Origin of the sequence: Aeromonas fluvialis (assembly GCF_000819885.1) — a bacterium.
Lineage (GTDB): Bacteria > Pseudomonadota > Gammaproteobacteria > Enterobacterales > Aeromonadaceae > Aeromonas > Aeromonas fluvialis.
In genome coordinates this window covers 53592-79338 of the sequence record NZ_CDBO01000067.1, presented here as the reverse complement: position 1 = coordinate 79338, position 25747 = coordinate 53592, and the positions used below count along the sequence as shown (strand labels likewise).

Annotated in this window: 22 protein-coding genes; 19 read left to right on the top strand and 3 right to left on the bottom strand. The window is 60.5% G+C overall.

Annotated elements, in window-relative coordinates; genetic code table 11:
* The first annotated feature begins 37 nt into the window (after positions 1–37).
* The 3 genes from BN1125_RS14165 (at position 38) to BN1125_RS14155 (ending at position 3548) form a co-directional block, all read left to right on the top strand.
* Positions 38–1894, top strand: a complete 1857-nt coding sequence (locus BN1125_RS14165) for a monovalent cation:proton antiporter-2 (CPA2) family protein (protein WP_042013051.1) — start codon at positions 38–40, stop codon at positions 1892–1894.
* Positions 1891–2277, top strand: coding sequence for a SirB2 family protein (locus BN1125_RS14160; RefSeq protein ID WP_042013050.1), 387 nt, complete (start codon positions 1891–1893; stop codon positions 2275–2277). Before BN1125_RS14165 ends, BN1125_RS14160 begins: the two co-directional genes overlap by 4 nt.
* A 284-nt stretch (positions 2278–2561) precedes the next feature.
* Positions 2562–3548 carry a helix-turn-helix transcriptional regulator gene (locus BN1125_RS14155; RefSeq protein WP_042013048.1) on the top strand — a complete coding sequence of 329 codons (987 nt, stop codon included), beginning with the start codon at positions 2562–2564 and terminating at the stop codon, positions 3546–3548.
* An 853-nt stretch (positions 3549–4401) separates the two neighbouring features.
* Here the strand turns inward: BN1125_RS14155 and BN1125_RS14150 are convergent.
* Both BN1125_RS14150 and rsmD read right to left on the bottom strand, forming a co-directional pair.
* Positions 4402–4713 carry a DUF1145 domain-containing protein gene (locus BN1125_RS14150; protein WP_042013046.1) on the bottom strand — a complete coding sequence of 104 codons (312 nt, stop codon included), beginning with the start codon at positions 4711–4713 and terminating at the stop codon, positions 4402–4404.
* A 121-nt stretch (positions 4714–4834) separates the two neighbouring features.
* The gene (rsmD, locus tag BN1125_RS14145; RefSeq protein WP_042013043.1) at positions 4835–5464 is read right to left on the bottom strand and encodes a 16S rRNA (guanine(966)-N(2))-methyltransferase RsmD; all 630 of its coding nucleotides are present in this window, start codon (positions 5462–5464) and stop codon (positions 4835–4837) included.
* A gap of 110 nt (positions 5465–5574) precedes the next feature.
* Between rsmD and ftsY the strand changes: the two genes are divergently transcribed.
* The 11 genes from ftsY (at position 5575) to BN1125_RS14090 (ending at position 20360) form a co-directional block, all read left to right on the top strand.
* Positions 5575–7545, top strand: coding sequence for a signal recognition particle-docking protein FtsY (gene ftsY, locus BN1125_RS14140; protein WP_084202320.1), 1971 nt, complete (start codon positions 5575–5577; stop codon positions 7543–7545).
* 217 nt (positions 7546–7762) lie between these two features.
* The gene (gene ftsE, locus BN1125_RS14135) at positions 7763–8431 is read left to right on the top strand and encodes a cell division ATP-binding protein FtsE (RefSeq protein ID WP_005339995.1); all 669 of its coding nucleotides are present in this window, start codon (positions 7763–7765) and stop codon (positions 8429–8431) included.
* Positions 8431–9384, top strand: coding sequence for a permease-like cell division protein FtsX (gene ftsX, locus BN1125_RS14130; RefSeq protein WP_042013040.1), 954 nt, complete (start codon positions 8431–8433; stop codon positions 9382–9384). The genes ftsE and ftsX overlap by 1 nt, the downstream gene beginning before the upstream one ends.
* Positions 9385–9837: 453 nt before the next feature.
* A complete protein-coding gene (gene rpoH, locus BN1125_RS14125; RefSeq protein ID WP_042013039.1) occupies positions 9838–10692 on the top strand; it encodes an RNA polymerase sigma factor RpoH in 855 nt (284 codons plus the stop codon).
* A 126-nt stretch (positions 10693–10818) separates the two neighbouring features.
* Entirely contained in the window at positions 10819–11478 is a 660-nt protein-coding gene (can, locus tag BN1125_RS14120; protein WP_042013037.1) for a carbonate dehydratase, read from the top strand.
* A 10-nt stretch (positions 11479–11488) separates the two neighbouring features.
* Entirely contained in the window at positions 11489–12193 is a 705-nt protein-coding gene (gene hutC / locus BN1125_RS14115; RefSeq protein ID WP_042013034.1) for a histidine utilization repressor, read from the top strand.
* A gap of 157 nt (positions 12194–12350) precedes the next feature.
* Entirely contained in the window at positions 12351–13574 is a 1224-nt protein-coding gene (hutI, locus tag BN1125_RS14110; protein ID WP_042013031.1) for an imidazolonepropionase, read from the top strand.
* Positions 13571–14500 carry a formimidoylglutamase gene (gene hutG / locus BN1125_RS14105; RefSeq protein WP_042013029.1) on the top strand — a complete coding sequence of 310 codons (930 nt, stop codon included), beginning with the start codon at positions 13571–13573 and terminating at the stop codon, positions 14498–14500. The genes hutI and hutG overlap by 4 nt, the downstream gene beginning before the upstream one ends.
* 28 nt (positions 14501–14528) lie before the next feature.
* Entirely contained in the window at positions 14529–16250 is a 1722-nt protein-coding gene (gene hutU, locus BN1125_RS14100; protein ID WP_042013027.1) for a urocanate hydratase, read from the top strand.
* Positions 16251–16254: 4 nt separating this feature from the next.
* On the top strand, positions 16255–17787 hold the full coding sequence (gene hutH / locus BN1125_RS14095; RefSeq protein ID WP_042013025.1) for a histidine ammonia-lyase: 1533 nt from the start codon (positions 16255–16257) through the stop codon (positions 17785–17787).
* 644 nt (positions 17788–18431) lie between these two features.
* Positions 18432–20360 (top strand): EAL domain-containing protein, encoded by a 1929-nt coding sequence (locus tag BN1125_RS14090; protein WP_042013024.1) that lies wholly within the window; start codon positions 18432–18434, stop codon positions 20358–20360.
* A 59-nt stretch (positions 20361–20419) separates the two neighbouring features.
* Here the strand turns inward: BN1125_RS14090 and BN1125_RS14085 are convergent, their stop codons facing one another.
* The gene (locus BN1125_RS14085; RefSeq protein ID WP_042013023.1) at positions 20420–21343 is read right to left on the bottom strand and encodes a 1-aminocyclopropane-1-carboxylate deaminase/D-cysteine desulfhydrase; all 924 of its coding nucleotides are present in this window, start codon (positions 21341–21343) and stop codon (positions 20420–20422) included.
* Between the two features lie 87 nt (positions 21344–21430).
* Between BN1125_RS14085 and BN1125_RS14080 the strand changes: the two genes are divergently transcribed.
* The 5 genes from BN1125_RS14080 to mshL all read left to right on the top strand — a co-directional run bounded on the left by BN1125_RS14080 (position 21431) and on the right by mshL (position 25707).
* Positions 21431–22294 (top strand): hypothetical protein, encoded by an 864-nt coding sequence (locus tag BN1125_RS14080; RefSeq protein ID WP_042013022.1) that lies wholly within the window; start codon positions 21431–21433, stop codon positions 22292–22294.
* Positions 22295–22394: 100 nt separating this feature from the next.
* A complete protein-coding gene (locus BN1125_RS14075; protein WP_042013021.1) occupies positions 22395–22988 on the top strand; it encodes a PilN domain-containing protein in 594 nt (197 codons plus the stop codon).
* Positions 22988–23635: a hypothetical protein gene (locus tag BN1125_RS14070; protein ID WP_042013019.1), complete on the top strand. Its 648-nt coding sequence runs from the start codon at positions 22988–22990 to the stop codon at positions 23633–23635. Before BN1125_RS14075 ends, BN1125_RS14070 begins: the two co-directional genes overlap by 1 nt.
* Entirely contained in the window at positions 23628–23957 is a 330-nt protein-coding gene (locus BN1125_RS14065; protein WP_042013018.1) for a SctD/MshK family protein, read from the top strand. The genes BN1125_RS14070 and BN1125_RS14065 overlap by 8 nt, the downstream gene beginning before the upstream one ends.
* Before the next feature lie 70 nt (positions 23958–24027).
* Positions 24028–25707 carry a pilus (MSHA type) biogenesis protein MshL gene (gene mshL, locus BN1125_RS14060; RefSeq protein WP_042013017.1) on the top strand — a complete coding sequence of 560 codons (1680 nt, stop codon included), beginning with the start codon at positions 24028–24030 and terminating at the stop codon, positions 25705–25707.
* Positions 25708–25747: the final 40 nt, after the last annotated feature.

Here is a 25747-nt window from a genome sequence, read left to right as displayed (position 1 = left end):
ATGAGCCGGATCAGATGTTCACACGGAGGGCTGACTGATGGGCCACGGGATCCTGTTTGATGCCTTTATCTACCTTTCTGCCGCCGTCATCGCGGTGCCGCTCGCCAAACGCTGGGGGTTGGGCTCGGTGCTCGGTTATCTGCTGGCGGGGATCATCATAGGCCCCTTCCTGCTGGGGCTGGTGGGCGAGCAGAAGGATGTGATGCACTTCGCCGAGTTTGGTGTGGTGCTGATGCTGTTTCTGGTCGGCCTTGAATTGCGTCCGGCCCTCTTGTGGCAGTTGAAGGGGCCGATCCTCGGTACCGGCGGCCTGCAGGTGCTGCTCACCACCGCGGCGCTGACCGGCGTGGCGCACCTGATCGGTCTGCCGCTGCAACAGGGGCTGGCCATCGGCCTGATCCTGGCTCTCTCCTCCACCGCCATCGTTCTGCAGAGCCTGCAGGAGCGCAAGCTGATGCAGAGCGAGAGTGGTCGCTCCGCCTTTGCGGTGCTGCTGTTCCAGGACATCGCCGTCATCCCCATTCTGGCGATCCTGCCACTGCTGGCCATTGCGCCGGTGGCCAGCAATGGCGGCTCCGAGCTGGCAGGTTGGCAGCATGGTCTGCTGGTGGTCGCGGCGATCTCAGGCATCGTGCTGGGGGGCCACTATCTGATGCGGCCGGTATTCCGGGCTATCGCCCAGTCCCATATGCGGGAGATCTTCGTTGCCGCCGCCCTGCTGTTGGTGATCGCCATCGCGGTGCTGATGGAGTCGGTGGGCCTCTCGCCTGCTCTTGGCTCCTTCCTCGCCGGAGTGGTGCTGGCCGACAGCGAATATCGCCACGAGCTGGAGGCCGACATAGCGCCGTTCAAGGGCTTGCTGCTCGGCCTGTTCTTTATGTCGGTTGGGGCGGGGATCGACTTCGGGCTGTTTGCCGAGCACCCCTTCCTCATCCCGACGCTGGTGGTTGGCCTGATGGCGCTCAAATGGCTGGTGTTGATGGCGCTCGGCTGCATTATCCGCATCTCGCCGAGTCAGCGCTGGACCTTCGCGCTGGCGCTGGCGCAGGGGGGCGAGTTTGCCTTCGTGCTCTTCTCGTTTGCCGCGCAAAATCGGGTGCTGCCCGGTGAGACCATCTCGCTGCTGACCCTGGTGGTGGCGCTCTCGATGGCGCTCACCCCGTTGCTGCTGATCCTCAACGATCGGGTGATCCAGCCCTGGTTCGATTACCGTAACCAGAGCGACGCGCCGCAGCATGAGCAACCTGAGCTGGTGGAGCATCCGGTGATCATCGCGGGCTTCGGCCGCTTCGGCCAGATCGTGGGACGCTTGCTGCATGGTCACGGTATCGGCACCACCATCCTTGAGCAGGATGCCAGCCAGATAGAGACGCTGCGCAAGTATGGCTATCAGGTCTTCTATGGTGATGCCAGCCGGATCGATCTGCTTCATGCCGCAGGGGCGCACAAGGCGAAGTTGCTGGTGCTCTCCATCAACGATCCCGCCACCTCGCTGGCGGTGATTGAGATGGTGCAGAAGCACTTCCCGCACCTGAAGATCCTGGCGCGAGCGCTGGATCGACCCCATGCCCACGAGATCCTGCGGCACGGGGTCGAGAGCGTGCACCGGGAAACCCTGGGCTCGGCGGTTGATCTGGGGGTGGAAGCGCTGACCCAGCTCGGTTTTCGGGCCAACCAGGCCTGGCGGGCGGGGCAGACCTTCAAGCAGCACGATAACTGGCTGTTGCGCGAGCAGGTCAACTATCTGGACGACGAGCACACTTATATCAACAAGAGCTTGCAATACCGGGAGATCCTCTCCGATCTGTTGCAAGACGACGAGGAGGGGCAGGAGCGTATCCATGCCCACAACTGGAATAGCGGGCTACCCGACGACGACAAGGAAGCAAAATGATTGCCTATTACCCCATGTTCAAACACCTGCATATGACGCTGGCGCTGGTCAGTCTGCTGCTCTTTATCTATCGCTGGAGTCTGGCGCTGGCTGGCAGCGATCGGTTGCAGCAGAAGTGGCTGAAGATCCTGCCTCATATCAACGACACCTTCCTGCTGCTGTTTGGTGTGTTGCTGGCGGTGGCCTTGCAACTGAGTCCGGGTCAGCAACCCTGGCTGATGGCCAAGCTGATTGCACTGGTGCTCTATATCGGTTTGGGTGTCATGGCGCTCAAGCGCCCGGCCCGCGCGCAGAAGCTGGTAGCCGGTGTGGCGGCACTGGCGGTGTTTGGATACATGGTCGGTGCGGCCATCACCAAGTCTGCCGGGTCGTGGCTGATGTGACCAAAGAGAGAGTGCTACTCGCTCTTGAGGTTACTCACTATTTTATATTCTTTTTAGGTTTTTTATGCTGCAAATCAATCAAAAATTAGAGCTTTAATTTGATGTTTTTTTGGCTGACTTAAGTCTGTTGTTGTTCGTTTTTTGTGTTAATTTTTAAAATTAATCAATGGCTTAGTGTGTTTTGTATGAAAATGGCGACAGTTGTCGCAGTAAAACTTGCGACATAAACTGTCGCAAGTCACGACTAGCATACAGTCAACGCTAAACCAGTGAAGGCAAGCACCATGAGCAAGAAGCTGTTACGACAACTGACCTTGGCGCGTTGCATCCCGCACCGCCCTTACAAGCTGACCGCCAGCCAGCTCCAGGTAAAACTGGAAGAGGAAGGCATCCACGTCAGTCTGCGTACCGTGCAACGGGACCTGGAGGAGATGTCCGGGATGGGACTGTTCGACCTCACCTCGGACGAGCGCAGCAAACCCCATGGCTGGTGCTTCGAGCGCCACGGCCTCAACGACTTTGCCAATATCATGCCGCTCTCGCTGGCGGTGGCCCTGAAAACCTGGAGTGATCAGGCGAGCCAACTGTTGCCGGCGAGTGTATTGACCGAATTGAACCCGCTGGTCGACAAGGCGAGCCAGGTGATCCGCGACAGCCAGAGTGAACTGGCCGAACGCTGGCTGGAGAGTGTCCACCAGTCACCTCGTCCATTTGCTGGCAACCCGGAGATCCGCCGCAGCACCCTGATCCGCGATGCCTTGTGGCGTGGCCGCAAGTTCAGTGCCGAGATCCAGCGCGTGATCAAAGAGCGCACCGTCTGGCTCTGCTACGACCGCATCAACCCGCTCGGCATTCTCAATCAGCCGGATGGCCCGATCCTGCTCTGCACTCTCTCCGAGCTGGATCCCAAGGTCTACGGTATCCCGTTCGACCACATCAAGAACGTGGAGCTGACCAACTTCAGCGCCACCCAGCCGAAGGATTTCAATATCCAGATGCTGATCCGCGATCAGGGTTATCAGGACGTGAGCGGCCCGATCCGCTTCGTCGGCCGGATCGATGCCAACAGCCAGTCGCTGGTGGATAACCAGATCCCCGGCAACAATCCGCGCATGACCCGCTATGACAAGCGCAGCGTAGTGGTCGAAACCGAAGTACAGGATACCCCTGAGTTTCGCAGCTGGCTGAACAACATAGGCGGTGAATTGGAAGTGCTGGCACCGGAATCGCTGCGTAAGGCCTATCTCAATCCTGCCAACCGCTTGAGCTGATTAAAAAATGACGTTGAAGAGCCGAGAGTGATCTCGGCTCTTTTTTTTTGCGTTTTTTTTAAGCATATTTATTCAACTAATTTTTAAGTCTTAACGACAGGATTGAACCGTTTTACTGCTCCTTTTTTGGGGGTGAATCACGTGTAAGAGATCTGCCATAGCCACTGTGAGAGGCTGGCGCTTTGAACCGTACGCGAAGCCATGCCAGAATGATTTATATTTCCCATGAAACAAAATAACTATATGATATTAAAGGGTTAGTTTTTACGTTCGTTTTTTGAAATGGGGGCGACATCGGATTTTAATCATCGGACGGCCCTTGTTCGGGGGGCGCATTTCCTTAGTATGGGTCTCACAAGGACGGAGCTGGTCCGGCAGGATGCAGGGCAGCGCATAAAGATGGAATAGTCCGCAGGATGTGGACAAGGGACACCTCAGGATGAGCTCGATAATCAGGATGATTATCGTCACGGATGAATAAAGGAACACCGCGGGATGCGGCAGGACACTCTCGGGATGAGAGCAGAACGAACGGAACCTCGTTCTTCAGGATGAACAGGACCTCGCCGGATGCGAGAGGAACACTTCAGGATGAAGCAAGATAACCCGGATGGTTATCGGTCAGGAAGACGCAAGGAACTCCACAGGACGTGGTAATGGACACCTCCAGGATGGAGACAGTGAAGCAGTTCGGGATGAATTGCCAGGCCAGGAACGCCGCAGGACACGCCAACGGATTGGAAAGGGGATATTCCAAAGGATTAGGATAACGTCAGGGATTGCAGGGAGCATTGCAGTTCTACGGACAGGACGACACGACTCTAGGGGACGGCTACCACCGTCCCCTTTTCTTTTATTGTTTGTCCGAGAGATTGCCGCGCTGGGCGGCGTTGACGATCTCTTGCAGGCGCTGACGAATATCGACCATGCCAAACACGCCAAATATCAGCACAGTGACAAACTCAGCTTTGGTGACCGTGAAGTAGCGTTTGCACGCCGCCTTCATCATGCTGGCCTGCAGCCAGTGCAGCAGCGCGACGATCACGCCACAGACCGGCAGAAAGCCGTTGAGTTTGCCAGGCAGCGGGGCAATCAGGCTCACCAGTACGCCAAACCAGAAGAATAGTACCAGCCCCATCGCCAGTAGATTAAAGACCCGCTTCATTGTTTACCTCTCTTAGATACAGTTGGTAGCAGACCTGATTTGATCGACCTGCTTGTCCTTGAGCCGTTGCCCACATTGGCCGGGGAAGATCAGTCGCCCATGTTCCCCTCCCGACCGGTATTTAAATTGCAGCATCGTTCTGGGTATTCCGCAGATAGAGCTGATAGCAGACCTGACCGGCCTGTTTGTCCTTGAGCAACTGCCAGTTGGCAGGCAGCGCCAGATCGGCCATCTCTTTTTCCCGCTCCAGGTAGATCAGGGCATCCGGTGCCAGCCAGCCGCGCTGCTCCAGCAATTCGCAAACTTGCGGCAGCAGCTCGCGGCGAAACGGCGGATCGAGGAATACCAGATCAAACGGGGTGGCTGAGCCTTGCAACCAGCTCAGCGCATCAGACTGGATCACCTGACCCTGGCTGCTGCCGAGGGTGGTCAGGTTTTTTTTGATCTGGTCGGCGGCCCCTTTGTCCATCTCGATCAGGGTCACCTGCTCGGCATAGCGTGACAGCGCCTCCAGCCCCAGTCCGCCACTGCCGGCAAACAGGTCGAGGCAGCGGGTGCCGCGAATGTGGGGTGCCAACCAGTTGAAGATGGTCTCCTTGACGCGATCAGTGGTGGGTCTGAGCCCTTCCACATCCCTGACCGGCAATTTGCGGCCTCGCCACTGGCCGCTGATGATTCTTACAAAGCCCGATTTTCCTTGCGGGGCGGGACTCTTGCTCGGGTTGCTACGGCTGGATTTCACTCTGGGCATCGCGTTTCATCGTCAGAAAATAAAGTGGTAGTATAAGGCGGTTCATTTTTATGCCGACCCGCCGAGGGACGGCTATCTTAGCAGTCAGCCTTTGATGTGAGTATTTTTAGATGGCAAAAGGTTTGTTTTCCTGGCTGGGTTTCGGCCGCAAGAAAGAAGAGGCTGAGGCTGTCCAACCACAGACACCCCAAGCCACCCCGATTACCGTTGAGCCTGAGGTCACTGCTACCCCCGCTCTTGTTTCCGATACAACTGTTTCCGATAGTACGTCGGCTGTTGCCCCCGAAGTGCCTGCCAGCGCACAAAATTCCGTTTTGCAAGATGATTGCTGCCTGCCCACCGAACTGGACGACAGCGGCCCGCTGGTGGTGGAGGAGTGCGCCTCCGATCTGGAGCCGGTGATCGTCAATGAAGCGCTGATCGCCGAAGAGGAGCGAGCCGCGGAAGAGACCCGCATTGCTGCCGAAGCCCGCGCGGCCGAAGAGGCTCGTATTGCTGCTGAAGCCCGCGTGGCCGAAGAGGCTCGTATTGCTGCTGAAGCACGTGCGGCCGAAGAGGCGCGTATGGCTGCTGAAGCACGTGCGGCGGAAGAGACCCGCATTGCTGCCGAAGCCCACGCGGCCGAAGAGGCTCGTATTGCTGCTGAAGCACGTGCGGCCGAAGAGGCTCGTATTGCTGCTGAAGCACGTGCGGCCGAAGAGGCGCGTATTGCTGCCGAAGCCCACGCGGCGGAAGAGGCGCGTATTGCTGCTGAAGCACGTGCGGCCGAAGAGGCGCGTATTGCTGCTGAAGCACATGCCGCCGAAGTGGCGCGTATCGCCGCCGAAGCTCGTGCAGCGGAAGAGGCTCGTATTGCTGCTGAAGCACGTGCCGCCGAAGAGGCTCGTATTGCTGCTGAAGCACATGCCGCCGAAGAGGCGCGTATCGCCGCCGAAGCTCGTGCAGCGGAAGAGGCTCGTATCGCCGCCGAAGCTCGTGCAGCGGAAGAAGCTCGTATCGCCGCAGAAGCTCAGGCTGCGGAAGAAGCCCGTATCGCCAAAGAGGCCCAGCGAGCGGAAGATCTGCGTCTGGTCGCCGAGATGGAGGCTGAGGCCGCCGCACTGGCTGCCCTGCCGCTGGCCGCCAAAGTGGACGACGACACTCAGGATAAGCCGCAGCGGGAGGGCTTCTTTGCTCGCCTCAAGCGCAGTCTGGTGCGCACCAAGGAGAATATAGGGTCCGGTTTCTTCGGTCTGTTCCGTGGCAAGAAGATCGATGATGATCTGTTTGAAGAGCTGGAGACCCAGCTGCTGACCGCCGATCTCGGCGTGGATACCACCAGCCGCATCATCGAAGGCCTGGTGCAGCACGCGGATCGCAAACAGCTCAAGGATGCCGAGGCGCTCTACGGTCTGCTCAAGCAGGACATGGGCGAGATGCTGGCCAAGGTCGAGCAGCCGCTGGTGATTGACACTAGCAAGAAGCCTTACGTGATCCTGATGGTCGGCGTGAACGGCGTTGGCAAGACCACCACCATCGGCAAGCTGGCCAAGCAGTTCCAGGCTGAAGGCAAGAGCGTGATGCTGGCTGCGGGTGACACCTTCCGTGCCGCTGCGGTCGAACAGCTGCAGGTTTGGGGTCAGCGCAACAACATTCCGGTGATTGCCCAACATACCGGTGCCGACTCCGCTTCCGTCATTTATGACGCCATCGAGGCTGCCCGCTCCCGCGGGGCTGACGTGCTGATCGCCGACACCGCCGGTCGCCTGCAGAACAAGAGCAACCTGATGGAAGAGCTCAAGAAGGTGGTGCGGGTGATGAAGAAGCTGGATGAAGAGGCGCCCCACGAGATCATGCTGACGCTGGATGCCGGCACCGGCCAGAACGCCCTGAGCCAGGCCAAGCTGTTTAGCGAGGCTGTGGGCCTGACTGGCATCACCCTCACCAAGCTGGATGGCACGGCCAAGGGCGGCGTCATCTTCGCGGTGGCCAACAAGTTCCAGATCCCGATCCGCTACATAGGGGTGGGCGAGGGGATCGACGATCTGCGCCCCTTCGTTGCCAACGACTTTATCGAGGCACTGTTCAGCCGCGATGAATAAGCCCGGCCGCGATGGGTCAGCTCAGCCGTGATGAAAAAGTGTTTCATACCCCGACTTCGGTCGGGGTTTGTCACTGTCAGCGTGTGAGTCGTGGCGATCAGGATGACAAGATGGTCAGTGGTGGATTAACTCTCTCATCACGTTACAGTGTCGCCGCAATGAGGCAGCGCGCCATACTTCGATCCCGGTCGGGGTAGGTCAATCTCAGGGAACCGTTATGATTCGTTTTGACAAGGTCAGCAAGGTATACAGCGGCGGCCATCAGGCGCTGCAGAAGGTCAGCTTTCACCTGCGCAAGGGGGAGATGGCCTTTCTGACCGGACACTCGGGGGCGGGCAAGAGTACCCTCCTCAAACTGATCAGCGTGATGGAGCGCCCGACCGACGGCCGCGTTTTCTTCCACGGCGATGACGTCAGCCATATCCAGCGCAGCCAGATCCCCTATGTTCGCCGCCAGATTGGCATGATCTTTCAGGATCACCGCCTGCTGATGGATCGCACTGTGTTCGACAACGTGGCGCTGCCGCTGGTGATCGACGGCTACAGCCATGCCGACATTAACAAGCGGGTCGCGGCGGCGCTGGACAAGGTGGGGTTGCTCGGCAAGGAGCGTTACCAGCCGCGTATGCTCTCCGGTGGTGAACAGCAGCGGGTTGGCATCGCCCGTGCCATCGTCAACAAGCCGCCGCTGCTGCTGGCGGATGAGCCGACCGGCAACCTGGATCCCCAGCTCTCGATGGATATCATGCGGCTATTTCAGGAGTTCAACAATTTTGGGGTCTCGGTACTGATTGCCACCCACGATTTGGGGCTGATCGCCCGCATGCGCTATCGCACCCTGACCCTCAAGGCGGGTCGCATGTATTCGGCCGGGGAGGAGCTCTGATGGCTATCGTTCGTCATAAACAACCGCCGCTGCGCCGTCTGATGATGTACGGAGTTGATCATGTGAGGCAGGCGTTTGCCAGTCTCGGGGAGCTGTGGCGCAATCCGCTCGCCTCCCTGATGACGCTGGCGGTACTTGGTGTCAGTCTGGCGCTGCCCTCCTGTTTCCACGTGCTGCTGAAAAATGCCGAGGTGGTGGAGGGGAGCTGGCAGACCAGCTCCCAGATCTCCCTCTATCTGCGCAAGGATCTGCCGGAGCAGAGCATTCTCGATCTGCAGCACAGGATCCTGCTCTATCCCGAGGTGGATTCGGTCACCTACCTGAGCCGTGACGATGCGTTGCGGGAGTTTCGTGAGATCTCCGGCTTCGGTGATGCCCTCGACTATCTCGACAGTAACCCGCTGCCGCCGGTGCTGAGCGTCATTCCGGATCCACGCTGGCAGAATCCGGAGGGGGCCGCCGAGCTGCTCGGCAAGCTCAACAACGAGGACGGGGTTGAGCAGGGCAAGCTGGACCTGCAGTGGTTGACCCGGCTGCAGGGGATCATGAACTTGCTGCGCCACACCATCACCGGTATCGCGGTGCTGCTGCTCTCCGCTGTGTTGCTGATCGTCGGTAATACCCTGCGTCTCAACATCCTCAACCAGCGCTCCGAGATCGAGGTGCTCAAGCTGGTGGGGGCGACCGACGCCTTTATTCACCGTCCTTTCCTCTATACCGGCATCTGGTTTGGGGTGATCGGTGGCATGTTGGCCTGGTGGCTGACCGAAGTGATGGTGATCTGGAGCGAAGGGGCGGTGAAGGAGCTGGCGGGTTTGTATAACAGTAACTTCCGGCTGGTGGGCATGGGCGCGGTAGACGGGGTCAATCTGATCTTGCTGGGTGCCCTGCTCGGGCTGATTGCCTCCTGGTTCTCGGTCCATCGCCACATTCGCGATATCGAGCCTTCCTGATTACTTTGCCATCAAGGTAAATCACTGGATTTTGAGAGGCGGATCAAGTAAAAAAGGGGCCGTTTCTGGCTTGGCCCCCATAGTCAGAGTATTCTGAATAATAATGATCTTCCGGATCTTCGTCAGATCCAGAGAATCTTCTGATTTATAAGCAGTCTATTAAAGCTGAAGCATTTATACGGGTGTGGCCCCTCTGCCCTGCTCGTCAGACTTGGCAAGCATGTGAAGGTTGCGAGCTCCGCAACAATGGACTTAGCATGCTACTTTTCGGGGGTCCTTCATTGTGACCCCCCTTTTTTTGACTGTTCATTCATGATTCATTCTGCAGGCTTAAGATAAGCCGGTCTAAAACTGGGCATGTATCTTTGATACACGCCGCAGAATGGCATCCGGTCAGTAGACAGACCCTCTCAGGGTGTTAGACTGATTCGATAGAAAAGTAAGAGGTAACAGATGGGAACTTCATTGCAGCGCACTATGGCTCTGATTCCGCAAGGTAGTCTGGAAGGCTATATCCAGGCAGTAAACTCTATTCCGGTGCTGAGCGCAGAGGAAGAACGTGAACTGGCTGAGCGTTTGCAGCAGGATGGCGATCTCGAGGCTGCCCGCCAGCTGGTTATGTCGCACCTGCGCTTTGTCGTTCATGTCGCCAAGAGTTATGCCGGTTACGGCCTGCCTCAGGCTGATCTGGTACAGGAAGGCAACATCGGCCTGATGAAGGCGGTCAAGCGCTTCGACCCGACCGTCGGCGTACGTCTGGTCTCCTTTGCGGTGCACTGGATCAAGGCCGAAATCCACGAATATGTCCTGCGCAACTGGCGCATGGTCAAGGTGGCGACCACCAAGGCCCAGCGCAAGCTCTTTTTTAACCTGCGCAAATCCAAGAAGCGTCTCGGCTGGCTGAACCACGAAGAGGTGCAGGCGGTGGCTGCCGATCTTGGCGTCTCCGCCAGCGACGTGACCGAGATGGAAGCGCGCATGAGCAACTATGATCAGGCGTTCGAGCTGGTCGGCGACGATGACGAAGAGGGTGGCTTTGCCCCCGTCCACTATCTGGAGGATAAATCTTCCGATCTGGCCGCTACCATCGAGAACGATAACTGGGACGATCACGCGACCCGTCGCCTGAGCTCTGCCCTCGCCACTCTGGACGAGCGCAGCCAGCATATCATCCGTGCCCGCTGGTTGGATGACGAGAGCAAGACCACGCTGCAGGAGCTGGCCGATACCTACGGCGTCTCTGCCGAACGCGTGCGTCAGCTTGAGAAAAACGCACTCAAGAAGCTGAAAGACGCCATGGAAGCCTGATGCTTCCTCTCATAAAAACAGGGCCTGATGGCCCTGTTTTTGTTTCGCAACGATCTGGTCGGCCTTGCCTTGGTTACCCTTGTGTATGGTATGTTGCCGCCACTGCCACAGTAGGGAGAGCAGATAGTGAAACTGTTGAACGACCTGTTTACCAACAACCGCGAGTGGGCGGAGCAGATCAAGGCCGAGGATCCCGCCTTCTTTGCCACCCTCTCGGCCCAGCAGGCTCCCGAATACCTCTGGATCGGTTGTTCCGACAGCCGGGTCCCCGCCAACCAGCTGATGGGGCTGCTGCCGGGGGATGTCTTCGTCCACCGCAACGTGGCCAATCTGGTGGTCCATACCGACTTCAACTGCCTCTCCGTGCTGCAATACGCGGTCGAGGTGCTCAAGGTGAAGCACATCATTGTCTGCGGTCACTACGGTTGCGGTGGCGTCAAGGCGGCGATGCAGAACCAGGAGCTGGGGCTCATCGACAACTGGCTGCGCAACATCAAGGATGTCTACTTCAAGTATCGAGAGCAGCTGGATGCCATCGAGGATGAGCATGAACGCTTCGACTATCTGTGCGAGCTGAACGTGGCCGAGCAGGTCGCCAACGTCTGCCACACCACCATCATCCAGAACGCCTGGCGCAAAGGGCAGGAGCTGGCGGTGCATGGCTGGATCTATGGGATCAAGGACGGCCTGCTGCACGATCTCGATCTCTGCATTAGCGGGCCCGACCAGATCCCCGACGTCTATCGCGCCTGGCCGGACATGCGTCCGCCCCACCGTCGGCGCTGAGGCACACCCCTTGGTTCCGGCCCTCTATCTGCAGATCAAGCAGCACATTCTGGACGGGATCCGCGAACGTCACTATCAGGCGGGCGGTCGGATCCCGACCGAGGCGGCGTTGTGCGAGCGCTTCGGTGTCAGCCGCATGACGGTGAACAAGGCCCTGCGCGAACTGACTGCCGAGGGATGGCTGGTGCGTACCGCCGGATCCGGCAGCTTCGTGGCAGATCGCCGTGCCGAGTCGCCCCTGCTCGAGATCCGCAACATCGCGGACGAGATCGCCGAGCGCGGCGCCTGCTACAGTGCCCGGGTGATCCGGCTGGAGCAACAGAGGGCCGACGAGAAGGTGGCGGTGCAGCTTGGCCTGCGGGTTGGCGCCCCCATCTTCCACAGCCTGATCGTCCATCAGTCCGACAATGAGCCTCTCCAGCTCGAGGAGCGCTTCGTCGATGCCGAGCGCTTGCCCGGGTATGGCGAACAGGACTTCACCACTCTCACTCCCAACGCCTACCTGATGCAGGTCTGTCCCCTCTCCGAGATGGAGCATCTGGTGGAGGCCGTGTTGCCGAGCGCCGGTGAGGCGGCCCTGCTGCAGGTGCGGGTCGATACCCCCTGTCTGCTGCTGCATCGACGCACCTGGTCAGAGGGGGGGCTGGTCTCCTATGCCCGTCTGCTCTCGCCGGGGGATCGTTACCGGCTGCGTTCCCAGACTCGATTCGCCTAATTGTATATACATTACTCTGTTCCACTGACCCGCCCGACCGGCGGTTTTTTTGTGCCTATACTCTAAGCGTGATCGTTGTTGCAGCTTTGTAACGAGCGATCTGGTTTGCCTGTGCCACTTCCTGTATAAGAATTGTATATACATTTCGGAGTCTGGCATGAACAAGGAACTGTTGGCCTGCGATCGGGTCTGGATCAACCTCACTCCCGCCACCATGAGCAATGGCTATGACCTTCTGGCTCCCCACGCCCTCGGCGTGAGAGCGGGCCGGATCCACGCCCTGATCCCCATGAGCGAGCTGACCGGGCCCTTTCCCGAGAGCTGGCAGGATATGAAAGGCCGCCTGGCGACCCCGGGGCTAATCGACTGCCATACCCACCTCATCTATGCCGGCAGCCGCGCCGCCGAGTTCGAGCAGCGGCTGCAGGGGGTCCCCTACAGCGAGATTGCCCGCCAGGGTGGTGGCATCCTCAGCACGGTGCGTGCCACCCGTGCGGCCAGCGAGGAGGAGTTGTTCACGCTGGCGGCCAGCCGGCTCAAGAGCCTGCTGCGCGAAGGGGTCACCACGGTCGAGATCAAGTCCGGCTATGGCCTGACCCTGGAGGACGAGCTCAAGATGCTGCGGGTCGCGCGCCACCTTGGCCGTGCCCTGCCGGTGCGGGTGCGCACCACCCTGCTGGCGGCCCACGCCGTGCCGCCTGAGTTCAATGCTGATGGCTGGGTCGATCTCATCTGCGACCAGCTGATCCCGATCGCCGCCGCCGAGGGGTTGGCCGACGCGGTCGACGTCTTCTGCGAGGGGATCGCCTTCAACCTGGCCCAGTGCGAGCGGGTCTTCGCCGCCGCCCATGCTCACGGCCTGCCGGTCAAGGGGCACATGGATCAGCTCTCCAACTTAGGGGGCAGCGCGCTCGCCGCCCGCTACCGCGCCCTCTCGGTGGATCACCTGGAACACCTGGATGCAGCCGGCATCGCCGCCTTGGCCGAGAGCGGCACGGTGGCGGTGCTGCTGCCCGGTGCCTTCTACTTCCTGCGCGACACCACCTTGCCGCCGGTGCAGGCGCTGCGCGAGGCCGGCGTGCCCATCGCGGTCGCCTCCGACATCAACCCTGGCACCTCGCCGCTGGTCTCCCTGCGTCTGGCCATGAACATGGCCTGCACCCTGTTTCGTCTCACCCCGGAGGAGGCGCTGTGCGGCGTCACCCGCCACGGCGCCACGGCGCTCGGCGAAGCAGGACTGGGTCAGCTCAAGGTGGGCATGGAGGCCGATTTCCTGGTCTGGTCGTGCGCCCACCCGGCCGAGCTGGCCTATCAGGTCGGCGTCGACCAGCTGGTGGCGCGGGTCGTGAAAGGAGAGGAAACCCTGGGAGGCCTGGCATGAGCGAGATGCAGGTATGGCAGGGTCGTCAGGACCCGGAAGATGGTGAACTGGCCCTGCGCTGGCATGACAAGGTGCAGCCATGGTCTGCCGGGGCACAAGAGGCTGCCGGGGTGGTGCTGCTCGGCTTTGCCTGTGACGAGGGGGTGCGCCGCAACAAGGGGCGCATTGGCGCCGCCGGGGCGCCGCTGGCGGTACGCAAGCTGCTGGCCAACACCGCCTGGCACCTGAATCGGCCTGTCTATGATGGCGGGGATGTGATCTGCTCCGATGGCGATCTCGATGCTGCCCAAGGCCGGCTGGCCGAGCGGGTCGCAGCCGCGCTGTGGCAGGGCCACTTCCCGCTGGTGCTGGGGGGCGGCCACGAGGTGGCCTTCGGCAGCTGGAGTGGTCTCAACCGCCATCTTGATGGCAAGGGCAGGGTGGGCATCATCAACTTCGACGCCCACTTCGACCTGCGCATGAAACAGGAACAGGCGAGTTCCGGCACCCCCTTCTTTCAGATCGCCGAGCAGTGTGCGGCGCAAGGCTACCCCTTTACCTACGCCTGCCTCGGGGTGGCCGAGACGGCCAATACTCAGTCGCTTTTTGCCAGAGCGCAAACGTTGGGGGTGTGGCACGTGCTGGACGAGGCCATGACCCAGCGCGAGCTGCCAGCCCTGCTGGCGGGGCTGGATGCCTTTATGGCCCGTTGCGATCACCTCTATCTCACCATCGATCTCGATGTGCTGCCCGCTGCCGTGATGCCCGGCGTCAGTGCACCGGCCGCTCGCGGCGTGGAACTGGCGGTTATCGAACCGCTCATCGCCCATATCCGGGCCAGCGGCAAGCTCAGGCTCGCCGATCTGGCCGAGTACAACCCGACGTTGGATCAGGACAACCGCAGTGCCCGCGTGGCGGCCCGTCTGGTCCACCAGCTAACCAAGTAGTGACCGAATCCATAAACAAGGAGTGTCTATGTCCCTGCAAAACCAGGAGCCTCGCTCTGATTCCAGAACGGACCCGAGCCGCGTGATCCGTGCCCCGCGCGGCACCGCACTGACCGCCAAGAGCTGGCTCACCGAAGCGCCCTTGCGCATGTTGATGAACAACCTGGATCCGGACGTGGCGGAGCATCCCCAGTCGCTGGTGGTCTATGGCGGGATCGGCCGTGCCGCCCGCAACTGGGCCTGCTTCGACAAGATCGTCGAGGTGCTGACCCGCCTTGAGGAGGATCAGACCCTGCTGGTGCAATCCGGCAAGCCGGTCGGGGTGTTCCAGACCCACAAGGATGCGCCGCGGGTGCTGATCGCCAACTCCAACCTGGTGCCGCACTGGGCCAACTGGGAGCACTTCAACGAGCTCGATAAGAAGGGCCTGATGATGTACGGCCAGATGACTGCCGGTTCCTGGATCTATATCGGTACTCAGGGGATCGTGCAGGGTACCTACGAGACCTTCTTCGCGGTGGCCAACCAGCACTTCAACGGCGAGCCATCAGGTCGCTGGATCCTCACCGGCGGTCTCGGTGGCATGGGCGGCGCCCAGCCGCTGGCTGCGACCATGGCCGGTTTCTCGATGATCGCCGTCGAGTGCGACGAGACCCGCATCGATTTTCGTCTGCGTACCCGCTATGTAGACAAGAAGGCTCACAGCCTGGATGAGGCGCTGGCCATGGTCGAAGAGGCTAAACGCAGTGGCACTGCCGTCTCCGTCGGCCTGCTCGGCAACGCCGCCGATGTGTTCGCCGAACTGGTGGCCCGTGGCATCACCCCGGATGTAGTGACCGACCAGACCTCTGCCCACGATCCGGTGCACGGCTACCTGCCGCAGGGTTGGAGCGTTGCAAAGTGGCGCGAGTTGCAACAGAGCGCACCGCAAGAGGTTAACGTGGCCGCCCGCCGCTCCATGGCGAGCCAGGTCGAGGCCATGCTGGCCCTGCAGGCCCGTGGCGCGGCGACTCTGGACTACGGTAACAACATCCGCCAGATGGCGTTGGAGGAGGGAGTGGCGAACGCGTTCGACTTCCCCGGTTTCGTCCCCGCCTATATCCGTCCGCTGTTCTGCCAGGGGATCGGTCCGTTCCGCTGGGTGGCCCTCTCCGGCGATCCGGAAGATATCTACAAGACCGATCAGAAGGTGAAAGAGCTGATCCCCGATGATCCTCACCTGCACAACTGGCTCGACATGGCCCGCGAGCGCATCGCGTTTCAGGGGCTGCCGGCGCGGATCTGCTGGGTCGGGGTCAAGGATCGGGTACGGCTCGGTCTGGCTTTCAACGAGATGGTGAAAAATGGCGAGCTGAAGGCGCCTATCGTGATTGGCCGCGACCACCTCGACTCCGGCTCGGTGGCGAGCCCCAACCGCGAGACCGAAGCCATGATGGATGGCTCCGATGCCGTCTCCGACTGGCCGCTGCTCAACGCTCTGCTCAACACCGCGGGCGGTGCGACCTGGGTCTCCCTGCACCACGGCGGCGGGGTCGGCATGGGCTTCTCCCAGCACTCCGGTGTGGTGATCGTCTGTGATGGCACCGATGACGCTGCCAAGCGGGTCGGTCGGGTGCTGCGCAACGACCCGGCCACCGGGGTGATGCGTCACGCCGATGCGGGCTACGAGATTGCCATCAACTGCGCCCACGAGGCGAAACTGGATCTGCCGATGATTGATGGCGCCAACGGTGTCAAAGGAAAGGTGTAACACCATGTTTGAATTGACTATTACCCCGGGTGAGCTGGATCTCGCCACCCTGCGTCGCGTCAGCCGCGAGCCGGTACATGTTTCACTGGATCCCGCCGCGCTGGCGGGGATCCACGCCTCCGCTGCCGTGGTTACCAAGGTGATCGAACAGAACCGGGTGGTGTATGGCATCAACACCGGCTTTGGCCTGCTGGCCAACACCCGCATTCCGGTGGAGCAGCTGGACGAGCTGCAGCGCTCCATCGTGCTCTCCCATGCTGCGGGCATCGGCACCTATATGGATGACGCCACCGTGCGGCTGATGATGGTACTCAAGCTCAACTCCCTGGCGCGGGGCTTCTCCGGCATCCGGCTGACGGTGCTGGAGGCCCTGATGCGCCTCATCAACGCCGAGGTCTACCCTGTGGTGCCGAAGAAGGGCTCCGTCGGCGCCTCCGGCGATCTGGCGCCGCTGGCCCATATGAGCTGCCTGCTGATCGGTGAGGGCAAGGCCCGTCACGACGGGCGCGAGATCGCCGCAGCCGAGGCCCTGCGCATCGCCGGGCTTGAGCCCATCGCCCTGGCGCCGAAAGAGGGGCTGGCCCTGCTCAATGGCACCCAGGCGAGCACCGCCTTCGCGCTGGAAGGCTTGTTCCACGCCGAGGATCTCTACGCCGGCGCCACCGTCATCGGTGCCATGAGCGTCGAGGCGGCGCTCGGCAGCCGCCGTCCGTTCGATGCCCGCATCCACGCGGTGCGCGGCCAGCGCGGCCAGATCGACGCGGCCAGCTGCTACCGCCACCTGCTCGGGGATCTCAGCGAGATCGGCATGTCTCACCACAACTGCGAGAAGGTGCAGGATCCCTACTCATTGCGCTGCCAGCCTCAGGTGATGGGCGCCTGCCTGACCCAGATCCGTCAGGCGGCCGAGGTATTGGTGTGCGAAGCCAACGCGGTCTCTGACAACCCGCTGGTGTTCGCCGATGACGAGGAGATCATCTCAGGTGGCAACTTCCACGCTGAGCCCGTGGCCTTCGCCGCCGACAACCTGGCGCTGGCCATCGCCGAGATCGGCTCCTTGTCCGAGCGTCGCATGGCCCTGCTCATCGACTCGCGCATGTCGGGTCTGCCTCCCTTCCTGGTCAACAATGGGGGCGTAAATTCCGGCTTTATGATCGCCCAGGTCACCTCGGCGGCGCTCGCCTCCGAGAACAAGACCTTGGCCCACCCAGCCTCGGTGGACAGCCTGCCCACCTCGGCCAACCAGGAAGATCACGTATCCATGGCCACCTTCGCCGGTCGCCGGCTGGCGGACATGGCCGAGAACACCCGTGGCATTCTGGCGGTCGAGCTGCTGGCTGCCGCCCAGGGGCTCGATTTTCGCGCGCCGTTGCGTAGTACCGAGCTGATCGAGCAGGCCAAGGGACGACTGCGGACAGAGGTGAGCTTCTACGACAAGGACAGGTACTTTGCGCCGGATATCGAAGCGGCCGCCGCCCTGCTGGGCCGAGCCAGCTACAACGATCTGCTGCCGGCCGGGGTGCTGCCCAGCCTGTAAGCCTTGGTCCCCCTTCTCCCCTGGCGGGAGAAGGGTAGGGGATGAAAGGCCATCGGCTTGGCAAACCACAGGCCGAGAAACTGGCTGCCCACGATAGGCAGGACTAACAGCAACAGAGCGATCCAGACGGGTGATTGATGCAAAGGAAGTACCTGCCAGTTTCACGAGACACAGATGGGCCATGCCATCATAGTGCATTAGAATGATCAATTTGAGTCCCGCCGGTCAAGCTTATTGATCTATTTTTTAACTGTATGATCTTAAACGTTTCTGTTGTCGACCTAAAAAAGATTCAATCGTTGACCTGTCATAAATTACAATTGCCCAACTTATCCGAACTGCTTTACAGTATCTTTGCGGTTTGACTCACCGTGTGTTCAATACTCCTGTATCTGCTTTTTTGTCAGTAGCACAGAGTGTTAGTTTTGATATGAGTGTTCCTTTTGGTCCCCTTTGAGGGACCATTTTTCTGTCAGTCATCCCTTCCCGCCTGCTTGCCGCCCGTCATCCTTGGTATTCTTCCTGTGCTTTGGTTATGCTTGCCCGCTTAAATTGCAGAAGCGGGATCTTCATCCATAGCTGTGGCCCGAACGCCGCTGCTACCATGACGCAACATGGATGATGTTGGGCATACGGAAAGGCGCATGAAACTCACAACACAGCTTGTCTCATTTATCACCCTGTGCGTGATCGCAGCCATGGCGACCGTGCTGATTGGCGGAGTGTTCAGCTTTCGCGAGCTGGGCATGGAGTTGCAGCAAAAGAAGGTCGATGCGCTGGTTGAAGTGATCGACAAGCAGCTTGATGTCGCCCACGACATGGAAGACATGAGCCACTGGCTGCCCACCTTGCTGCGGGCCGCCCATGTGGTAGAGCTGGAGGTGCGCCAGAATAACCAGCGGGTCTACTGGTTCCGCGATGTGCGCAATCCGGTCGACGAACAACTGCTGGAGCCATACAGCCACCCGCTGTCCCATCAGGCCGGTATGCTGGCCAACTTCAAACTGGAGCGCCCCTTCAAGGAGGCGGAGTACTCCATCAAGGCGATGTCGGGCATCTCGTTCGGTATCTTTATCGTGGTGTTCGGTCTCTGGTACTCCATCCGCTGGTTGCGCCAGCAGTTGCGTGGGGCCGAGCTGCTCGGTATCCGTGCCCAGTTGATCCTCGATGATAAGCTCGCCAAGCTGGCTCACGATCCGTCCGAGGAGTGGCCGTTGGCCGCTAGCAAGGCCCTGGATCACCTACTGGCCGAACTGGCGGATGCCCGCAAGGAACGCAGCCGCTTCGACAACTTCATTCGCAGCAATGCCTTCGTCGACAAGATGACCGGCATCGGCAACCGCCTTTTCTTCGATAACCGGCTCGAGAGCGCCATCATGGAGGCGAGCGTGATGAGTGGCGGCGTACTGCTGATCGAACTCGCCTGTCTGGAAGAGCTGGAGGCGGAGCAGTTCGAGCAGCAGGGGCACGAACTGCTGCTGGAAGCGAGTGCCGTGATCAGTGCGTTTGTGCGCAAGCATAACGGTGCCCTACAGGCACGTTATGCCGGGTATGTCTTTGCGGTGTTGCTGCCCAACATGTCGGAGAGCGAGATGGTGGACAGTGCCAGCCAGTTGCTCAAGAGTCTGCAACGGCTGCACTGGCCGCAGCAGGCCAATCCGGAGACGGCCATCTATATCGGGGCCGTCTGCTACCAGGCGCAAGATACCCTGCTCAAGGTGCAGGAGGAGGCCGAGCTGGCCCTCAAGAGTGCCCGTCTGCAGGGGCACAACGGTTGGTTCCTCTATGAGAAGCAGCTGGATGAGGAGCAGAGCAGCAAGGGGACGGTGCGCTGGCGTACCCTCATCAGTCGCCGTCTCGAAGAGCAGGGGATCGATTTTTATACCCAATCGGTCCAGCAGGATCGGGGTCAGGGGGTGCTGCAGCAGGATCTGCTTACCTATATCCATGACGAGCAAGGTCGGGAGCTGCAAACCGGCATCTTCATGCCGATGGCGGAGAAGGTGGGCCTGTTGCTGCAACTGGATCGGCGGGTGGCGGAGCAAACCCTAGTGTTACTGCGCCAGCGTTCCGAGCAGAGCTGTCCCATCAGTCTGACCCTGAGTGCCCAGAGTTTGCTCAACCGCGAGTTCCAGCGTTGGCTCTTCTTCGCCCTGTTCCAGTTGCCGCGCAGTACCAACGAGCGGCTGATCCTGCAACTCTCGGAATCCCAGGTGACCCGCCACTTCGAGGCGCTCAAGCGACCACTGCGCTCCTTGCGGATGCTGGGCTGCCAGTTGGCCATCGATCACGCCGGCCAGGATGTGGTGAGCACCCAGTACATCAAGGAGTTCGAGATCAACTTCCTCAAGCTGCACCCCAGCCTGGTGCGGGAGATCCACACCCGTCAGGTCAACCAGATGGCGGTGCGCAGTCTGGTGGGGGGCTGTGCCAATACCCGCACCCGGGTGCTGGCGGTGGGGGTGGAGAGCGGCGACGAGTGGAAGATGTTGCGCCACCTCGGGGTACATGCCGGCCAGGGGCCATGGTTTGCCGAGCCCCGGCGGTTGGTGCTCGAGCCGACTGGCGGTTGAGGTAAACAGGGTTGCCGTGGGGTGACCCTCTCTGGTTTTCAGTGGCGGTCAGGCTCCGCTCACAGTCGCCCCTGCTCCCGCAGCCCGGCCAACCCCTGCATGCCACCGGTATGGATAAAGACGATCTTGCTGCCGGGGGCGATGCGGCCTGCCGCCAGCTCGCGAAACAGCCCCCACATTGCCTTGCCGCTGTAGATAGGCTCAAGGGGCAGATCGGTCGTGGCGCTGAAATTCTGCACCCACTGCCAGAGGGCCGGGCTGAACTTGGCATAGCCACCATCGTGGTGATCGAGCGCGATGCGCCAGCCGGGGATATTGGTTGCCGCGGGATGGAGGCGGCACACCTCGTCAGCGATAAAGCCGCCTCCTTTCAGTACCGCAATGGCGAGGATCTGCTCCCGATCCCGTTTGCCGGCGATCAGGCCCGCCAGGGTGCCGCCGCTGGCGCAGGGCAGTACCCAGAGATCCGGCGAGAAGGGCACTTCGTCGACCAGTTCCGCTACGCCGGGGATGGCCAGCGGGCTGCTACCCCCTTCCGGCACGATCAGGGTATCTGGCGCCTCGAATTGAGCCAGCCAGTCGGGATCCTGCCGCCGCCGGTAGCTCTGGCGGTCGACGAAAACGAGATCCATCCCCCAGCGTCTGGCATCCCTCAGGGTGGCGTTACTGACGGCATCGGCTTCGCCCCTTATGATACCGGTCGTGTGGATACCAGCCTGGTATCCGGCAGCCGCCAGTGCGTGGATATGATTGGAGTAGGCGCCACCGAACGAGAGCAGATGGTGTTTGCCGTGCTCTCTGGCATGCAGCCGGTGGTACTTGAGCTTGCGCCACTTGTTGCCGGAGATGGCCGGATGGATCAGATCATCCCGCTTGCACCAGAGCTCGACACCATGGCGGGTCAGCAACGGATGGTGGAGGCGTTGCAGGGGAGAAGGGAGGATGGCTTGACCCTCTGGCTCGGCTGACAGGTTGGCTTGCAATGGTGAGTCCGTCTTTTAATATGGAGGCTAATCTGCTGTTTATGTTAATATTTCAATCATTTAACCAATTATGATGGGCGGGCTTACATGAAACAACTGTTCAGACGGTCGACGCCAAGCCGCCAGGTCGGGCTCTTGCTGGCCAATGACAGGATCATGCTGGCCGCGGTGGGCAATCCCCCTCTCTTCGCGACGCGCACCATCAACGGCCCACAGGAGTGGGCAGTGGCCATGAGCGAGCTGTTCAGCCGCCATGGCTTGGCCAAGTCTAAAGTGCGGGTAGCCCTCGCCGCCAGCCTTTATCAACAGATCCAGATCGACAAGCCTGCCGTGCCTGACGCCGAGATGGCGGGGGCGCTCCCCTGGGCCATCAAGGACTATGTCAGCGAACCCGTGCTGCAACTGGCGATGGACTATGTGGACTTGCCCACCCCACCTGCCGGTCGTCCGCGCATTAATGTGATCTGCCTGCCCAAGAGCCGGGTGCAACAGCTGGCCGATGCCATCAACGGCATCGCCACCCTGCAATCCATCATCAGCGACGAATTGGCGCTCACCTCTCTCTATGACGCTGACGAGACGGTGCGCATGCTGCTGTGGCAGCCCAAGGGGCAGGATATGCAACTGCTGGTGTTCCATCTGGGGGGGCTCTGCTTCTCCCGCCAGCTGCGCGGTTTCACCAGCCTGACCGGCGAACAGGAACCGGATACCATGCAGCTCGATTCACTGGCGCTGGAGATCCAGCGCTCCCTCGACTATCTGGCGGGCCAGCTGAAATTGCCCGAGCTGGGGCAGATGCAGTTTGCCGTCGCCTCGCCCTTTATCGGTACCCTGGTGCGCCACATGGAGCAGACCTTCGGCTTTGCCGTCTCCGCCATGGCCAACAAGGCGGTCCTAGCCGGCGTCGAATACCTTTCTGCCTATGCCGCCGCATTGGGGGATGATCAATGAGTGTGTTAATCCCCCTCGCTGCCATGGCCAACAAGACAATGTTGCTGGCTGGCGTTGAGTACCTTTCTGCCTACGCTGCCGCCATCGGGGAGGATGCGTGATGAAACGTCAGATAAACCTCTATGGCGCCGAGTTTCGCCCCAAGCTGCAGTGGGCCAGCCTCAATCAGATGGCGCTGGTGTGGGGCTTTGCGCTGCTGCTGATCCTGCTGACGGGGGTCGGTTACAGCTGGCAGCAGCAACAGGTCAGCCGGGCGCTGGCGCAACGCTCTGCCGAGCTTGAGCTCAAGCGCGGCGAGGCGCAGCGGCTCGATGCCGAGCTGACGCGCCATCAGGCAGATCCCCGGCTGCAACAGCAACTGGCCAACAAGCAGGATGAACTGACAGCCAAGCAGGGGCTGATGCGCCAATTGGGCAGCCTGGCCCTGCAAAAATCCCAGGGCTACGCCAGCGTGATGGCGGATCTCTCCCGCATTCGCAACAGCAACCTCTCGTTGCAGCGCATCGAGATCAACGAAGGGCGGATCAACCTCTCCGGCTTTGCTGGCCGCAGTCAGGATGTACCAGCCTGGGTCAACCGCTTCAAGCAGACCCCGAGTCTGGTGGGCAAAGAGTTTGGTGAGCTGACCCTCGGCCGTGACAAGGAGGGTCGCCTGACCTTCCAGTTGAGCGGTATTGCGCGGGAGAAACCCTGATGAACCTGAAAGGACAATGGCAGGCATGGGGCCAGCGTATCGCCCTGTTGAGCCAGCGGGAGCGGGTGTTGATCCTGCTGACCGGTCTGGTACTGTTGGGCGCGGCTGGACTCTACGGCTGGCTCGAAGGCGCCGATACCCGTCTGCAGCAGGATCGCATGGCCTTGAGCGCCGCCGAGCGCGACCTCGAGATCATGGCGCTGGAGAACCTCGGCAAACAGGCCCGGCTCAAGCGGGATCCCAATCAGGGGGTGCATGACCAGCTGGCACAGGTCGACGCGGATCTGGCCCGGATCGATGATGAGCTAAAGGCCCAGACCGTCGATCTGATCCCGGCGCACGAGATGCCGCTGGTGCTGGAGGCGCTGCTCTCCCGCTCCGCCAGTCTTCACATGCTGGCCCTCAGTTCGCTGGAGCCGACCCCGCTGATGGCGGGGGAGCAGAAGGTCAATCTCTACAAGCATGGTATCCGGCTTCAGCTTGAAGGCGGCTATTTCGATGTGTATCAATATCTTAAAGCGCTGGAAGCCTTGCCGCGTCACTTCTACTGGAAGCAGTTCGACTATCAGGTCAAAGCCTATCCCGGCGCGGTGGTGGAGATGGAGATCTACACCCTGAGTACCAGCAAGGAGTTTATCCGTGGCTAGAGTGTGTGCGTTGTGCTGTTGCCTGTTCAGCTTGCTGGTACAGGCACAGCAGGTCGAAGTATTGCAGGATCCCACCGCGCCGCTGGCGGATGTGGCGGTTGACGCCCGTGCGACCGGTGAGAGCAGTGCCGGTTTGCCGAAGCTGCAGAGTGTCGTACTGGGCAATGGCCCGGCACTGGCAGTACTTAATGGCAAGAGTTATCGGGTCGGACAACAGGTGGACGGCTATACGCTGGTGGCCATCAATGCCGATGCCGTGGTGCTGGAAAAGGCGGGAAAACGCCATGCGGTAACACTGTTTGCCAGCAAGATCCGGGTTTGAGTCGTGCTTGCCTCTCGAGAGGTGGATCGGCTTTATCGAGTTTAATTGCAAGTCAGGGTGCCCTAATTACATGAAAAAACACCGTCTCTGTCTGATCACCGTGGCCATGATGGCTGCAGGCTGTACCACGTATCAGCACCCCGAGCCGACCCAGGCCAAGGATGCCCTCAAACAGGCCATGAACGAACAGCAGAAGCAGGCTGCCCCTCTGACCACCTTGCCCAAATCGGTGCAAAGTGAATTGCTGCAGTTGAACCGGCCGCAGATGCCGGTCGGTATGCCGGAGAAGCGGTTGCGCATTGCGGCGCACGATGTGGAGGCGGTGGAGTTTTTCGGTTCCCTGTTCAAGGGCTCACGTTACAGCGTGGCGGTGCACCCCGGGGTGGCCGGGCTGGTCTCCGTCGAGCTCAAGGATGTGACTCTGCCGGAAGTGCTGGCGGTGTTGGGCGACATGTATGGCTTTGACGTACAGCGCAAGGGCAATGTATTCCATATCTATCCGGCGGGCCTGCGTACCGAAACTATCCCGGTCAACTACCTGATGATGTCCCGACGCGGTCTCTCCCGCACTTCGGTCAGCACCGGAGGGGTGACGTCCAATGACAGCAATAACAGCAGCAATAACAATAGCTTCGACAGCGCGTCCAACAACAGCGGCAGCAGCAACAGCTCATCCAGCAACAACTCGGGTGGCGACAATAACAACGGCACCCGGATCGAGACCGATACCAACAGCGACTATTGGACCGATCTACGTGACTCTCTGCAGACTCTGATTGGTTCTGGCGATGGCCGCGCCGTGATCACCAGCCCGCAGGCGGGTCTGGTGACCATTCGCGCCTATCCGAAAGAGCTCAAGGCGGTGCGTGAATTCCTCAATCAGTCCGAGAGCCACCTCAAACGGCAAGTGGTGCTGGAGGCGCGGATCATCGAAGTCGCCCTTAGCGAAGGGTATGAGCAGGGTGTAGACTGGAGCGGTCTCTCCGCCAGTTGGGACGGCAACAAGGGGATCACTGGCGGTGGTTCACTGTCCCCCTCCACATTACCCATCACCCCCAACCAGATCTTTACCGCGCTGGGTGGTGGCGCGGGTTTCAAAATCTCGGACGGCAACTTCAACGTGGCGGTTAACCTGCTCAAGACCCAGGGGGATGTGAATACCCTTTCGAGCCCGCGGGTAACGGCGACCAACAACCAGAAGGCGGTGATCAAGGTGGGGACGGACGAGTATTTCGTCACCAACGCCTCGACCACCATCACCACCAACTCCTCCGGGGTCTCCGACAAGACCCCCAACGTGGAGCTGACCCCCTTCTTCTCCGGCATCGCCCTGGATGTGACACCGCAGATCGACGAAGAGGGCAAGGTCCTGCTGCACATCCACCCCTCCGTCATCGACACCGAGGAGCAGAACAAGGTGATCGATATGGGAACCACAGGTGGCAAGCTGGAGCTGCCACTGGCCAGAAGCTCCATTCGGGAATCAGATACCGTGGTGCAGGCCAACAACGGCGACATCATCGTCATCGGCGGCCTGATGAAGACCGACAAGCAGGAGATCGTCAGCAAGGTCCCCCTGCTCGGCGACATCCCCTGGGTCGGAGAGGCCTTCACCAATCGCCGCGAAGGCTCCAGAAAGGTGGAGCTGGTGATCCTGCTCAAGCCGACCGTGGTGGGGAAAGATACCTGGCAGAACGAGCTGCAGCGCTCCGCCGATCTGCTTGACAAATGGTATCCCTCCAAGGGTTGATGGTATGAGCGCGGATCCGGTTTTGCCCCATGGTTTGGTG